Source organism: Citrobacter sp. CK180, assembly GCF_030333655.1.
GTDB lineage: Bacteria > Pseudomonadota > Gammaproteobacteria > Enterobacterales > Enterobacteriaceae > Citrobacter_B > Citrobacter_B koseri.
In genome coordinates, this window is sequence record NZ_JAOWFM010000055.1 from 98,912 (window position 1) to 113,515 (window position 14,604).

Here is a 14,604-nt window from a genome sequence, read left to right on the forward strand (position 1 = left end):
CTATTTCAAGCGATAGTAAAGCTCGCGGTAAGACTTCGCCGCGACTTGCCAGCTAAAATCCATGGCCATAGCCTGCCGTTGCACAAACCGCCAGAGCGAAGGTCGGGACCACAACACGAAAGCACGCCGGATCGCCCGTAACAGAGACCAGGCATTACTATCTTCAAATACAAACCCACTGGCGATGCCGTCCGCCAGGTTTTCCAGCGAACTGTCCGACACCGTATCAGCAAGCCCACCGGTACGCCGCACCAGCGGCAGCGTGCCGTACTTCAGTCCGTATAACTGCGTTAAGCCGCACGGCTCAAAGCGGCTGGGCACCAGAATGACATCCGCCCCGCCCATGATGCGGTGAGAGAAGGCTTCGTGATAGCCGATCTGCACGCCCACCTGACCAGGGTGTTCCGCCGCCGCCGCTAAAAATCCTTCCTGCAATACCGGATCGCCCGCGCCCAGCAGCGCCAGTTGCCCGCCCTGCTCCAGCAATCCCGGCAACGCCTCCAGCACCAGATCCAGCCCTTTCTGGCTGGTCAGACGGCTGACCACGGCGAACAGCGGCGCTTTGTCATCCACTTTCAGCCCCATCGCAATCTGTAGCTGGCGCTTGTTCTCCGCTTTCTCCTCCAGCGAGTCACGCGTATAGCGCGCCGCCAGCAGCAGATCCGTTTCCGGGCTCCAGATTTTCTCATCCACGCCATTCAGCACGCCGGACAGACGCCCTTCCTGATGACGCTGACGCAGCAGGCCTTCCATCCCGTACGCGAACTGCGGCTCGGTAATTTCACGCGCATAGGTCGGGCTCACAGCCGTAATATGGTCGGCGTAATACAACCCCGCCTTCAGGAATGAAATCTGCCCGTTAAACTCCAGACCATGCATGTTATAGAACGACCATGGCAGTTGGATGTCATCCATGTGATGTGCATAAAACATGCCTTGATAGGCCAGGTTGTGTACGGTAAACACCGATTTCGCCGGACGCCCGCGCGCAGCCAGATACGCAGGCGCCAGGCCTGCATGCCAGTCGTGCGCATGCACCACATCCGGGCGCCAGAATGGATCAAGCCCGCAGGCCATTTCACATCCCACCCATCCCAACAGCGCAAACCGCAGGACGTTATCGGTATAGGCGAATAAATTCGTATCGTGATAAGGGCTTCCTGGACGGTCATACAGATGCGGCGCATCAATCAGGTAGATTCCCACGCCGTTATAATGCCCGAACAGGAGTGTAATTCTTCCCGCAAAGGTATCGCGCCGGGTCACTACCTGCGCATCCGGGATGCCCCGACGAATATCAGGAAATGCAGGAAGCAGCACACGAGCATCCACACCATCCGCAATCTGTGCCGCAGGCAACGCGCCAATCACATCCGCCAGACCACCTGTTTTGAGCAGGGGGAACATCTCTGAACATACATGTAAAACCTGCATTATCGCTCCTGTTTGACCTGCAATTTGCGCAGCATTTCACGCGTGACCAGCACAATGCCTTCCTCTGAACGGTAGAAACGACGGGCATCTTCTTCCGCGTTTTCGCCAATCACCATACCTTCCGGGATTACGCAGGCGCGATCGATGATGCAACGACGCAAGCGACATGAGCGTCCAACCCAGACCTCTGGCAGCAGGACTGCCGAATCGATGTTACAGAATGAGTTCACCCTCACGCGCGGGAACAGGACGGACTGCACCACCACCGAACCGGATATAATGCACCCGCCGGAGACCAGCGAGTTGAGCGTCATGCCGTGGCTGCCGGAGCGATCCTGAACAAATTTCGCAGGCGGCAGAGACTCCATGTGCGTGCGGATCGGCCAGTCCTGATCATACATGTCGAGTTCCGGCGTCACCGAGGCCAGGTCGAGGTTGGCTTTCCAGTAGGCTTCCAGCGTACCCACATCGCGCCAGTAAGGTTCAGATTCGGGATCGGACTGCACGCAGGACAGCGGGAATGGATGCGCATATGCCATACCAGCTTTGGTGATTTTTGGGATGATATCTTTACCGAAATCGTGGCTGGAGGTGTCGTCTTTGTCGTCCTCCTCCAGCAACTCATACAGATAATCGGCGTTGAAAATGTAGATCCCCATGCTGGCGAGAGATTTCGTCGCGTCGCCAGGCATGGCTGGCGGATTCGCCGGTTTTTCAACAAACTCGATGATCTTGTCGCTCTCGTCCACCGCCATCACGCCAAACGCGGTGGCCTCTTCAATCGGCACCGGCATACACGCCACGGTGCAGCGCGCTCCTTTTTCGAAGTGGTCGATCAGCATGCGCGAGTAGTCCTGCTTGTAGATATGATCGCCCGCGAGGATCACCACATATTCCGCTTTATAGCGACGAATGATGTCCAGGTTCTGGGTCACGGCATCCGCCGTTCCACGATACCAGTTTTCGCCCTGCATCCTTTGCTGGGCGGGAAGCAGGTCGACGAATTCGTTCATCTCTTCGCTGAAGAATGACCAGCCGCGCTGAATATGCTGTACCAGAGTATGAGACTGGTATTGCGTAATCACGCCAATGCGGCGGATCCCGGAGTTAATACAGTTGGATAAGGCAAAATCGATGATGCGGAACTTACCGCCAAAGTGCACGGCAGGTTTGGCACGTTTGTTGGTTAAATCTTTCAGGCGTGTACCACGGCCACCGGCCAGGATCAGGGCAACAGATTTTAATGGCAGCTGGCGCGCCAACATTACACGATCGTTCTTCTCTAAACTCACCATGACTAACTCCTTTTTTATCATCTCTGGAACACACACAGTCCGTGCGCAGGTCCCTGCCAGACAGCCGTAATCACCGGATTATCCTCTCCAGCGAATGGGGGAATAGCGTGCCACTCCCCTTCAGGTAAAACGATATCTGTCACCTCAAGCGTGGCGTTTATCGCGATAAGGAAGCGGTCTGAAAGCAGGATCTGCATCTGTTTCGGCCCGTTTTCCCACTCGCCCGCGCTTAAGGGCTCTGCATTTTTATTCAGCCAACGAACATTGCCGTCATTTTCTTCCCACCAGCGATTTCCCACTAATGCCGGTATCTGCTGGCGAAGATGAATCAATGCAGCGGTAAAGGTGGTTAGCCCACTGTTTGCCTGCTGCCAGTCCAGCCAGGTTAATGCGTTATCCTGGCAGTAAGCGTTATTGTTGCCGTGCTGGCTATGGCCGTGTTCATCGCCCGCCAGCAGCATCGGCGTTCCCTGAGAGAGCAACAACGTGGTCAGCAGGGCGTGAATGCTGTCGCGCCGCCGTTCAATCAGATCCAGTGTGCCGCCTAATCCCTCTTTACCATGATTATCACTGTAATTGTTGTTGGTGCCGTCCCGATTTTCCTCACCGTTCGCCTCATTGTGTTTCTGATTGAAACAAACACAGTCGCGCAGCGTAAAACCGTCATGCGCGGTGATCAGATTGACGGACGCATTGGGCAGGCGATCGTGGCGTTTAAACACATCGCTGGAACCGGCGAAACGTCCGGCAAACTCACCGAGGGGCAGATTGCGTTGCAACCAGAAGCGGCGGGCCGCGTCACGGAAATGGTCGTTCCACTCGGCAAACGGCGGCGGGAAATTCCCTACCTGATAGCCGCCTTCGCCGATATCCCAGGGCTCAGCAATGAGCTTCACGCTCGACAATACCGGGCAATTGTTGATGGCGGTAAACAGCGGCGCATCCTGACGGAACGCCGGGGTGCGCCCCATCACGGAGGCCAGATCAAAACGAAAACCGTCCACATGGCATGTTTCAACCCAGTAGCGCAGGCACTCGCACGCAAACTCCACCACGCCGGGATGGCTCAGATTGAGGGTGTTGCCGCAGCCGGTCCAGTTGTGATAGTCGCCATCCTCCTTGATCCAATAATAGCTACGGTTGTCGATTCCGCGCAGGGAGAAGAGCGGCCCGTCGAGATCCAGCTCCGCGCTATGGTTCAGCACAATATCAAGAATGACTTCAATACCGGCTTTATGCAGCGCTTTGATGGCATCGCGAAACTCATCCAGCGCCGTTTCCGGGGAGCAGGCATAAGCCGGATGCAGCGCGAACATCGCCACCGGGTTATAGCCCCAGTAATTCGACAGCCCCAGGCGCTGTAAGCGCGGTTCACTGGCAAAATGCGCCACCGGCAACAGTTCCAGCGCGGTAATGCCCAACTGCTTGAAATACGCGATCATCACCGGATGGCCCAGCGCCTTCCAGGTGCCGCGAATCTCTGACGGGATCGCCGGATGCAGGTACGTCAGCCCCTTCACATGCGCTTCGTAGATGACCGTGTTGCCCCACGGCGTGCGCGGCGGGGCGTCATCTTCCCAGTCATAGCGGTCGGCGGTGACAACGCACTTCAGGGCAACGGCGGCATTATCACGATGATCCGGCTCGTCGTACCCGCCGTGCAGCAGCGGGTTATCCTTCAGCTCTCCTTCAACGCGGCGAGCGCAGGGATCGATAAGCAGTTTTGCCGGGTTAAAGCGGTGCCCTTGCGCGGGTTGCCACGGGCCGTGTACGCGATACCCGTAGCGCAGGCCGGGTCTGGCATCGGCAAGGTAGCCGTGCCAGACATCGCCGCTGCGCCCCGGCAGGTCATACCGCTGCTCATTGCCGAGCGCATCAAACACGCACAGTTCAACGCGCTCCGCATGCGCCGAAAAAAGCGTGAAGTTGACGCCATGACCGTCATACGTCGCGCCATGCGGTGTCGCTTTGCCGGTTGCCAGTTGCGTCATTCACCCTCCCGCACAAGCCAGATGGTGGCCAGCGGCGGCAGCGTCAGACTCAATGAGTGCTGGCGGCCGTGGCTGGCGATCTCGTCGCTGTGCACCACCCCGCCGTTGCCGGTATTGCTGCCGTGGTAGTGCATGGAGTCGGTATTCACAATCTCCCGCCATTTCCCTGGCTGATTGATGCCAAAACGATAGTCATGGCGCGGCACCGGGGTAAAGTTGCTGGCGACGATGATTTCATTGCCGACTTTATCGCGGCGGACAAAAATCAGCACCGAACGTTCGTTATCATCCACCACCAGCCATTCAAAACCGTAAGCATCAAAATCAAGTTCATGCAGCGCTTTATGGTGGCGATAGGTATGGTTGAGATCGCGCACCAGCCGCTGTACGCCGTGGTGCCAGTTGTCGCCGCCTTCCAGCAGATGCCAGTCAAGGCTGGCGTCGTGGTTCCACTCGCGCCCCTGGGCGAACTCGTTGCCCATAAACAGCAGTTTTTTACCGGGGAACGCCCACATCCAGCCGTAATAGGCGCGCAGGTTGGCGAATTTCTGCCAGGCGTCGCCAGGCATACGGTCGAGAATCGATTTTTTGCCATGCACCACTTCGTCATGCGACAGCGGCAGGACAAAGTTTTCGGTGTAGTTGTAGAGCATGCCGAAGGTCAGCTTATCGTGATGATACTGGCGATGAACCGGGTCCAGCTTCATGTAGTCCAGCGTGTCATGCATCCAGCCCAGGTTCCATTTGTACCAGAAACCCAGTCCGCCCATATCCTGTGGTCGGGACACGCCAGCGAAGTCAGTGGACTCCTCGGCCATACTCACCGCGCCAGACACCTGCTCGCCCAGAATACGGTTGGTATTGCGTAAGAACTCAATAGCTTCCAGATTCTCACGCCCGCCGAACTCGTTGGGGATCCACTCGCCTTCTTTGCGGCTGTAGTCGCGGTAAATCATCGACGCCACGGCGTCTACACGCAGCGCATCAATGCCGAAACGCTCAATCCAGTAAAGCGCGTTCCCGACCAGATAGTTGCTGACTTCACGGCGCCCGTAGTTATAGATAAGCGTGTTCCAGTCCTGGTGATACCCTTCGCGCGGGTCGCTGTGCTCATACAGTTTGGTGCCGTCGAAATCCGCCAGACCAAAATCATCCGACGGGAAGTGGCCCGGCACCCAGTCAAGAATGACGTTCAGACCCGCCTGATGAGCGGCATTGATGAAATAGCGGAAGTCATCGCGCGTGCCGAAACGGCGGGTCGGCGCATACAGCCCGGTCGGCTGGTAGCCCCAGCTGCCATCAAAGGGATGTTCATTAACAGGAAGCAGTTCGAGGTGGGTAAAGCCCATCCATTTTACGTATGGAATAAGCTGATCCGCCAGTTCGCGGTAGCTCAGCCAGAAATTGTTATCGGTATGACGACGCCACGAGCCCAGATGCACTTCATAGATGGAGACTGGCGCATCGAACCGGTTGGCTTGTTTGCGCTCTTCCGTCTGCACCACTTTTTCCGGTAGACCGCAGATCAGCGAGGCCGTTTCCGGGCGCATTTGCGCTTCAAACGCATACGGGTCGGCTTTGATTCTCAGCTTGCCATGCGCATCGATCATCTCGAACTTGTACAACTGACCGTGTTGCGCGCCGGGAATAAACAGCTCCCAGATACCGCTCTCTTTGCGCAGGCGCATCGGGTGGCGGCGACCATCCCAGTAGTTGAATTGCCCAACGACGGAGACGCGCTGGGCATTCGGCGCCCAGACGGAAAAACGGGTTCCAGTAACGCCGTCCATTGTGTCGGCATGTGCGCCCAGCGTTTCATACGGGCGTAAATGCGTGCCTTCAGACAGCAACCAGGCATCCATTTCCTGGATCAGCGGGCCAAAACGGTAAGGATCGTCAATCAGATTCTGCTGTCCATGCCAGACAACTGCGAGCTGATAGCGAAAGAAATTTTTGCGTCGGGGGAGCACACCGCTAAAAAAACCGCGTGAGTCGATACATTCCAGTTTGCCGACTTTACGTCCGGTTTTCGGTTCAATCACCCACACTTCGGTGGCATCAGGCAATAGGGCGCGGACTTCCAGTCCCGCGGTGGTTTGGTGCATACCAAGTACGGAAAAAGGGTCCGCAAAATGGCCCGCAATTAGCGCATTAATCACGTCTCTATCGATACGATCGGACATGGCTGTCTTCCTGTTTTATGGTGTCACCCCTTCCAACTGATCTTCGACATCAGGTTGTGACACTTCTTTGACCTGAACGGCGCAGCACCAATGTGCATCCTCTCTGCCCCGTCCCACCTTCAGGCTAAGGCTTAATACCTCCGGTATTAAGACACCCTTAAAGAATAGCCAATGCTTTATCTTACTCCTGGTAAATATTGGAACATCTGCGCTTACTCCTGTATTACGCAAAAAAAAGGGTGACTCAGCACCCAACATTTAAACTCTGTTTTGTTTGCCGGATGGCGGCGATGCGTTATCCGGCCTGATGATTCACGTTATTGGTGGGTCTGATAAGCGTCGCGCCACCAGGCCATCCACAATTACGCCAGCTGACGCAACATACGGCGCAGCGGTTCTGCCGCGCCCCAAAGCAGCTGGTCGCCAACGGTAAAGGCGGAGAGGAACTCCGGCCCCATGTTCAGCTTACGCAGGCGGCCAACCGGCGTAGTGAGCGTGCCGGTAACGGCAGCCGGGGTTAACTCACGCAGGGTAATGTCACGATCGTTGGGCACCACTTTCGCCCACGGGTTGTGCGCGGCCAGCAGTTCTTCTACGGTCGGAACAGACACGTCTTTTTTCAGTTTAACGGTGAACGCCTGGCTGTGGCAGCGCAGCGCGCCGACGCGCACGCACAGACCATCCACCGGGATCACGGAAGAGGTGTTGAGAATTTTGTTGGTTTCCGCCTGGCCTTTCCACTCTTCGCGGCTCTGGCCGTTATCGAGCTGTTTGTCGATCCACGGAATCAGGCTGCCCGCCAGCGGTACGCCAAAGTTATCAACCGGCAGGTCGCCGCTGCGGGTCAGGGTCGTCACTTTGCGCTCAATGTCGAGGATCGCGGAAGAAGGCGTCGCCAGCTCATCGGCTACGTGACCGTACAAGTGGCCCATCTGCGCCAGCAGTTCGCGCATATGACGCGCGCCGCCGCCGGACGCCGCCTGGTAAGTCGCGACAGAAACCCAGTCCACCAGGTCATTAGCAAACAGACCGCCCAGCGACATCAGCATCAGGCTGACGGTACAGTTACCGCCGACGAAGGTTTTAATGCCGTTGTTCAGGCCGTCGGTAATGACATCCTGGTTAACCGGATCAAGAATAATGATGGCGTCGTCTTTCATGCGCAGCGAGGATGCCGCGTCAATCCAGTAGCCCTGCCAGCCGCTTTCACGGAGCTTTGGATAGATTTCGTTGGTATAATCGCCGCCCTGACAGGTCACAATGATATCAAGCGCCTTCAGCGCGTCGAGATCAAAGGCATCCTGAAGTGTGCCGCCGGGCGTACCGCCGAACGTCGGCGCTGCCTGCCCAAGCTGGGAAGTAGAAAAGAAAACAGGGCGAATGGCATCGAAGTCGCGCTCTTCAACCATGCGTTGCATGAGTACAGAGCCGACCATACCGCGCCAGCCGATAAAACCAACATTTTTCATAGCGTTTTTTTCCTGCAAAGATGTGTGCTGTGTATGCAAACCAGTGTCCTACTGGTTCTTCCTTCACCATACAAAAAGCAGCCAAAGTCGCAAGTGAAATTAATCAATGATAGCGAAGCCATCAGTAATGCGACTTATCCCGCTTCCTAAGCAAGCAGAAAGTCCGCAGTAATTATCAGGGAATTTGAGTTATGAATGAAATCATTTCAGCGGCAGTTTTATTGATCCTGATTATGGATCCACTCGGAAACCTGCCCATTTTCATGTCCGTACTGAAACATACCGAACCAAAGCGCCGCCGGGCGATTATGGTTCGCGAGCTGTTTATTGCGCTTTTACTGATGCTCATTTTCCTGTTTGCGGGCGAGAAAATTTTGGCCTTTCTCAACCTGCGGGCGGAAACCGTGTCGATCTCCGGGGGGATTATTCTGTTCCTGATCGCCATTAAGATGATTTTCCCCAGCGCATCAGGCAACAGCGCCGGACTCCCGGCGGGCGAAGAACCGTTTATCGTACCGCTGGCTATCCCTCTGGTGGCGGGCCCGACCATCCTGGCGACGCTGATGCTGTTATCGCATCAGTATCCGAACCAGATGGGGCATCTGGTCATCGCTCTGCTGATCGCCTGGGGCGGCACGTTTGTGATTCTGCTGCAATCGTCGCTGTTCCTGCGTCTGCTGGGCGAGAAAGGGGTTAACGCGCTGGAACGTCTGATGGGGTTGATTCTGGTGATGATGGCGACCCAAATGTTCCTGGACGGCATTCGGATGTGGATGAAAGGCTGAGGATGTAAAAAAGCCGGGTGGCGCTTGCGCTTACCCGGCCTACGGTGTGGATATGTGCTCACTTGTAGGCCCGGTAAGCGGCGCGCCACCGGGCAACAAGACTCAGCTCAGAAGCTGGAACGCAATCATACCGACAATCGCGCCGACGGTGCCGAGAATAGTTTCCATCATCGTCCAGGTCTTCAGCGTTTGCGCTTCGGTCGCGCCAGTGAATTTACCGAACAGCCAGAAACCGGCGTCGTTTACGTGGCTGACCACGATAGAACCGCCCGCGATACAGATAGACAATGCCGCCATCTGCGCGCCGGAGAAGTTCAGTTGTTCCACCACCGGCATCACCAGCCCCACCGCCGTTAAGCACGCGACGGTCGCGGAACCCTGAATGATACGCACCGCTGCCGCCAGCACGAAGCAGGTGATGGCAATCGGCAAGCCCATGCCGGTTAACGCTTCGCCCAGCGCCGGGCCAACGCCGGAATCCACCAGAACCTGCTTGAACACGCCGCCTGCGCCAATCACCAACAGAATAATGCCCGCCGGTTGCAGCGCCTGACCGCAGATTGCCATGACTTTATCTTTCGCCATCCCCTGACGCACCGCCAGGCCATAGATTGCCACCAGGCACGCCACCAGAATCGCGGTGAACGGGTGGCCGATAAACTCAAACCATTCGTAAGCGCTGGAACCTTCCGCGACAAAGCGCGCGGCGATCGTTTTCAGCCCTACCAGCACCAGCGGCAGCAGGATCAGCGAGAGGCTGAAGCCAAACGACGGCATTTTACCTTCGCCCAGATGCGGTTCGGTAATGTCGTCCGGGACGTGCAGTTCCACATAGCGGCCAATGAAATTACCAAACAGCGGCCCGGCGATGATCATGCCAGGGATTGCCGCGCACAGACCAATCAGGATCATCCAGCCAAAATCAGCGTGCATTTGGGACGCCAGCAGCATCGGCGCAGGCCCGGGCAGCAGAAACGCCGCAGCCGCCGCCACGCCCGCAAACAGCGGAATGACCAGTTTCACAAGGTTTGTTCCGGTATGGCGCGCCATAGAGAATGCGACGCTGATCAGCAGCACAATGGCGACTTCAAAGAACAGCGGCAGCGCGCAAATCAGCCCCGCCAGACCAATCGCGTAATGCGCGCGGCTGTGGCCGAAAGATTTGAGCATTTTGACGGCAATCTGATCGACTGCGCCCGTCTCATGCAAAATTTTGCCGAACATGGCGCCCAGTGCGACGACAATCGCCAGGAAGCCAAGCGTACCGCCCATCCCTTTTTCCATCGTCGCCGCGATTTTATCGAGCGGCATACCGGAAAAAAGACCTGCGCCAATAGACACCACCATCAAAGCAACGAAGGCGTGCATACGCGCCTTCATCACTAAAAACAGCAGCAGTAAAACAGAACCTACTGCTGTTAAAACAAGCGTTAATGTACTCACTACTTACTGCCTTTGTTAATGACCTCAATGGTGCTTGCCACGACACCTTCCAGCGGCTGATCGATATTCACCACCAGTACATCGCTCTCGTCAGCGCCCGGCTCTTCCAGCGTGTCAAACTGAGTTACCAGCATCTGCGTTTTAAAGAAGTGGCCTTTACGTGCCTTCAGGCGGCTTTCGATAACGTCAAAATCCCCTTTCAGGTAGATGAAAGACAGGTTTGGGTTACCGTCGCGCAGCAGGTCGCGATAGTGTTTTTTCAGTGCGGAACAGACAATCAGCGATACCTTATTGGTTCGCTGCATCGCAAACGCCGCATCGTTCAGCGCCTGTAACCACGGCTTGCGGTCGTCGTCATTCAACGGCTCGCCGGAGGCCATTTTCATGATGTTGCAACGCGGATGGAGAAAATCGCCATCAAGAAACGCGGCATGCAGCTGATGCGCCACTTCGCTGGCGACAGCGGATTTGCCACTGCCTGATACGCCCATCAGAACGTAAATGTGGTGATCATGGTTAGTCGTGCTCAAAGTGGTGCCCCCACAGTACAAGGATCAGGAATTGTTACGGGTAACTGTTATCGGTAACATTGTCCGGCCGGACCAGAATAGAAGCAATATCCATTCGTGGCAGAAGTGAATAAGTGTGAGCTACTTCAAATTTGTTGGACTAAATAGATCCACCCGGTGACAAGGTGAAACCTAAATCTAACATTTTAGGCGTCACCGCTTCACCGCGTATGCGCGCCAGCAGGCGCTCTGCGCCGATACTGCCCATCCGCTCACGCGGCGTGAGTACGCTGGCCAGACGCGGTTCCATCACCTGACCAATGTCGTGGCCGTGGAAACCGGCAATCGCCATATCATCAGGAATTTTGAGCCCTAAACGCTGGCATTCGAACGCCGCCCCGACGGCAAGGTCATCGTTGGTACAGAAAATACCGTCCAGCTGCGGGTATTCGCGTCTTGCCTGGCGGATCAGCTCAATCCCGGAAGAGTAAGACGACGATTGCTCCACCATCACGCTGTAGGGCACCAGCCCGGCGTCCAGCATGGCCTGTTCATAGCCCTTCTGTTTGATGATAGTACGTTCGTCGAGGCGCGCCCCCAGATAGGCGATATGACGATGGCCGCGCGCGATAATCGCGGCAGTCATCTGACGAGCGGCTTCAAAGTTGTCAAAACCGACGGCGATATCGAGGCATGGCGATTTGCTGTCCATCAGCTCCACCACCGGAATGCCCGCGACTTCAATCATTTTGAGCGTGCGCGGCGTATGGGTACGTTCAGTGAGGATTAGCCCGTCAATGTTCCATGACAGCATCGACTCCAGACGTTCCTGTTCCATTTCCGGCTTATAGCCGTAGTGCGCCAGCATCGTCTGATAGCCGTGGGCATCGGTGACGGTCTCAATTCCGCGTAACACCTCGGCGAAAACCTGGTTGGTTAACGACGGCAGCAGAACGCCCACCGCACGGCTGGTCGCGTTAGAAAGAATATCGGGAGCACGATTGGGAATGTAACCCAGTTCATCAAGTGCAGCAGCGATCTTGCCCCGCAGCGCGACGGAGACCTGCTCCGGGTTACGCAGAAAACGGCTGACCGTCATTTTGGTCACGCCTACGCGGTCAGCCACATCCTGAAGTACGGGTCTTTTCTTTTTCATCGTCCTGAAAGGCATAAAAGGGATAGATTTCCCCAGTTTACCACGGACGTGCATGAACCTTCGCAGAGAAAACTAAGGTTGTTTTTGTATTGTGAGAAATACACTAAATCATTCGAGTTGCATCAAGGCGGCGACGCAGTGACAAATTCGTCAGGAACGAATTTGAACAACCGAAGGTTGCCTCTGGTGAGGGACAAGGATGTCCCTCATTAAATCCCCGGAAGCGTACATCAAGTACGCGACCGGGGTAAGCCAGGAAGCCAACAAAGATGCGGCTTGAAGGATGACGTGTATTTTTAAACTGGCGGCAGGTCGAACAACAACACTTCGCTATCGCTGTCGGCATGGATGGAGATCGCCTGCTCATCCCAAATCGCCAGACCATCGCTGGTAGACGCTTTGGTGCCGTTAATGGTGACGTTACCTTTCACCACCTGAATCCAGATGCGGCGTTCGGCGGAGATCTGGTGTACCGACTGTTCGTCTTTCAGCAGCGCCCAACGGTACAGTTCCATGTCCTGATTCACTTTCAGCGAACCGTCGCGCGCATCCGGCGACAGCACCAGCTGTTTGCCCTGTACGGCGTCAAAACGACGCTGCTCGTAACGCGGCGTAATCCCGTTTTCCTGCGGCATGATCCAGATCTGATACAAACGCAGGCGGTCGGTATTGCTCGGGTTGTATTCCGAGTGACGAATGCCCGTCCCGGCGCTCATTATCTGGAACTCACCGGCAGGAACCTGCTCTTTGTTACCCATGCTGTCCTGGTGTTCCACTGCGCCTTCCAGCACATAGGTCAGGATTTCCATGTCTTTATGCGGGTGCGTCCCAAAGCCCTGGCCTGCTTCAATAACGTCATCGTTAATCACGCGCAGTGCCGAAAAGCCCATAAAGTTAGGGTCATAGTAGTTTGCAAAAGAGAAAGTATGCCAGGAATCCAGCCAGCCATGATTCGCATGACCACGGTCGTTTGCTTTGCGTAAGTAGATCATTGTATTCACCCCCCAGATGTTTTCGATGGAGTAAGTGTGAACCCAATCCAGACGGGATCATAGAGGGTGAAAATTGACTCCTCTGTTCAAAAATTATGAACAAGCCCAGAGGCGTTGATTTTGTTTATTTTGCAAGGGTTACTGTGGCCGGAGACGCCTGTTCAAACGCCCGCTCAAGGATCTCAAGGTTGGTGAGAACGTCAGATTCCTTGACGTAATTCGGCACGCCATGCGTAATGGTCTCGAACAGGGCGTCATAAACGCGGCCATAGTCGCCGACCTCCGGTTTCATCTCTTCTTTCACCGTCACGCCTTCGTCATTAACGTATTCCAGCAGGCCGACAGAATCATCCGCCGCAAACCCCGGTTCGCCGGGCATGATATTGGCCTTCAGGCTGGTTTCCTGCTGGTCGATGCCGTACTTCACAAACGAGCCTCTGGTGCCGTGAACGATAAATTTCGGGTAATCGATCTTCACTAAATGGCTGGTTTTAACGATGGCTTTCAGATCGCCGTAAAACAGCTGCGCTTCGAACGTATCATCCGGGTTGGCTTTATTGCGCAGGCTGCGGATGTCATAGGCCACATGGTCCGGGCGTCCGAACAGCGAAATAATTTGATCCATCGTATGCACGCCGAGGCCGTAAAACGCGCCGTCCTGCGGCAGGCCAGGTTTGGTTTCCGCAACCGGTCGGTAGTAATCAAAGTGGCTTTCAACTTCAACAATCTCGCCCAGTTTGCCGCTCTCAATCGCTTTTTTGGCGGTCAGGAAACAGGAGTCAAAGCGGCGGTTCTGGTACGGCGTGACGGTCAGCCCTTTGCTCCGCGCCAGTTCGAACAACACTTTCGCCTCGGCAAGCGTTGGCGTAAACGGTTTTTCCACCAGCACGTTTTTTCCCGCCTCCAGCGCGCGCCGGGCGTAGTCAAAATGGCTGTCCGCATGGGTACAGACGATCACCAGTTTTACCTGCGGATCGTTCAGCACTTCATCAAGATCGCTGGTGAAGTGAATATGCGAGTAGATCGGCGCCTGCTCTTCCGGCTTCGCGTGACGGCGGAAGATATGCGCAACATGCCAGCTGCCTTTACGGTTAAGAACATACGGCAGATGGTAGCGGGTGGTGCTTTTACCAAAGCCAATAAATGCGCAGTGTAAGGTCATGGGAGTGTCCTTTTTGAAAGGTGATTGCATACACCATAGCGCAAACAACATGTGGGAAATAGCGGTGAAACGATCGTAGGCTGGATAAGCATAAGCGCCATCCGGCGTCACAAGAGCCATTGCCGGATGACGGCTTTGCCTTATCCGGCCTACAAAAGAAGAAGCCTCAAGATCGGTCGTCGGCG

Annotated in this window: 11 protein-coding genes; 1 reads left to right on the forward strand and 10 read right to left on the reverse strand. The window is 55.7% G+C overall.

Annotated features, from left to right (window positions below; translation table 11 throughout):
* From glgA to asd, 5 genes are all read right to left on the reverse strand, one after another.
* Positions 1 to 1,434: a glycogen synthase GlgA gene (gene glgA / locus OGV50_RS19345; protein WP_012135534.1), complete on the reverse strand. Its 1,434-nt coding sequence runs from the start codon at positions 1,432 to 1,434 to the stop codon at positions 1 to 3.
* Positions 1,434 to 2,729 carry a glucose-1-phosphate adenylyltransferase gene (glgC, locus tag OGV50_RS19350; RefSeq protein WP_024131017.1) on the reverse strand — a complete coding sequence of 432 codons (1,296 nt, stop codon included), beginning with the start codon at positions 2,727 to 2,729 and terminating at the stop codon, positions 1,434 to 1,436. The genes glgA and glgC overlap by 1 nt, the downstream gene beginning before the upstream one ends.
* A gap of 17 nt (positions 2,730 to 2,746) precedes the next feature.
* Entirely contained in the window at positions 2,747 to 4,720 is a 1,974-nt protein-coding gene (gene glgX / locus OGV50_RS19355; protein ID WP_047460642.1) for a glycogen debranching protein GlgX, read from the reverse strand.
* The gene (glgB, locus tag OGV50_RS19360) at positions 4,717 to 6,903 is read right to left on the reverse strand and encodes a 1,4-alpha-glucan branching enzyme (RefSeq protein ID WP_012135537.1); all 2,187 of its coding nucleotides are present in this window, start codon (positions 6,901 to 6,903) and stop codon (positions 4,717 to 4,719) included. The genes glgX and glgB overlap by 4 nt, the downstream gene beginning before the upstream one ends.
* 362 nt (positions 6,904 to 7,265) lie before the next feature.
* On the reverse strand, positions 7,266 to 8,372 hold the full coding sequence (gene asd / locus OGV50_RS19365; RefSeq protein ID WP_200093160.1) for an aspartate-semialdehyde dehydrogenase: 1,107 nt from the start codon (positions 8,370 to 8,372) through the stop codon (positions 7,266 to 7,268).
* Positions 8,373 to 8,563: 191 nt separating this feature from the next.
* On the opposite strand from asd, the gene yhgN reads away from it, so the two are divergent.
* Entirely contained in the window at positions 8,564 to 9,157 is a 594-nt protein-coding gene (gene yhgN / locus OGV50_RS19370; protein WP_012135540.1) for an NAAT family transporter YhgN, read from the forward strand.
* A gap of 102 nt (positions 9,158 to 9,259) precedes the next feature.
* Here the strand turns inward: yhgN and gntU are convergent, their stop codons facing one another.
* The 5 genes from gntU to OGV50_RS19395 all read right to left on the reverse strand — a co-directional run bounded on the left by gntU (position 9,260) and on the right by OGV50_RS19395 (position 14,419).
* Entirely contained in the window at positions 9,260 to 10,600 is a 1,341-nt protein-coding gene (gntU, locus tag OGV50_RS19375) for a gluconate transporter (RefSeq protein WP_047460635.1), read from the reverse strand.
* Positions 10,600 to 11,130 (reverse strand): gluconokinase, encoded by a 531-nt coding sequence (gene gntK, locus OGV50_RS19380; RefSeq protein ID WP_024131019.1) that lies wholly within the window; start codon positions 11,128 to 11,130, stop codon positions 10,600 to 10,602. The genes gntU and gntK overlap by 1 nt, the downstream gene beginning before the upstream one ends.
* 139 nt (positions 11,131 to 11,269) lie before the next feature.
* Entirely contained in the window at positions 11,270 to 12,265 is a 996-nt protein-coding gene (gntR, locus tag OGV50_RS19385) for a gluconate operon transcriptional repressor GntR (RefSeq protein ID WP_024131020.1), read from the reverse strand.
* Positions 12,266 to 12,561: 296 nt separating this feature from the next.
* The gene (gene yhhW, locus OGV50_RS19390) at positions 12,562 to 13,257 is read right to left on the reverse strand and encodes a quercetin 2,3-dioxygenase (RefSeq protein ID WP_012135544.1); all 696 of its coding nucleotides are present in this window, start codon (positions 13,255 to 13,257) and stop codon (positions 12,562 to 12,564) included.
* 124 nt (positions 13,258 to 13,381) lie between these two features.
* Positions 13,382 to 14,419 carry an oxidoreductase gene (locus OGV50_RS19395; RefSeq protein ID WP_049012101.1) on the reverse strand — a complete coding sequence of 346 codons (1,038 nt, stop codon included), beginning with the start codon at positions 14,417 to 14,419 and terminating at the stop codon, positions 13,382 to 13,384.
* Positions 14,420 to 14,604 lie beyond the last annotated feature (185 nt).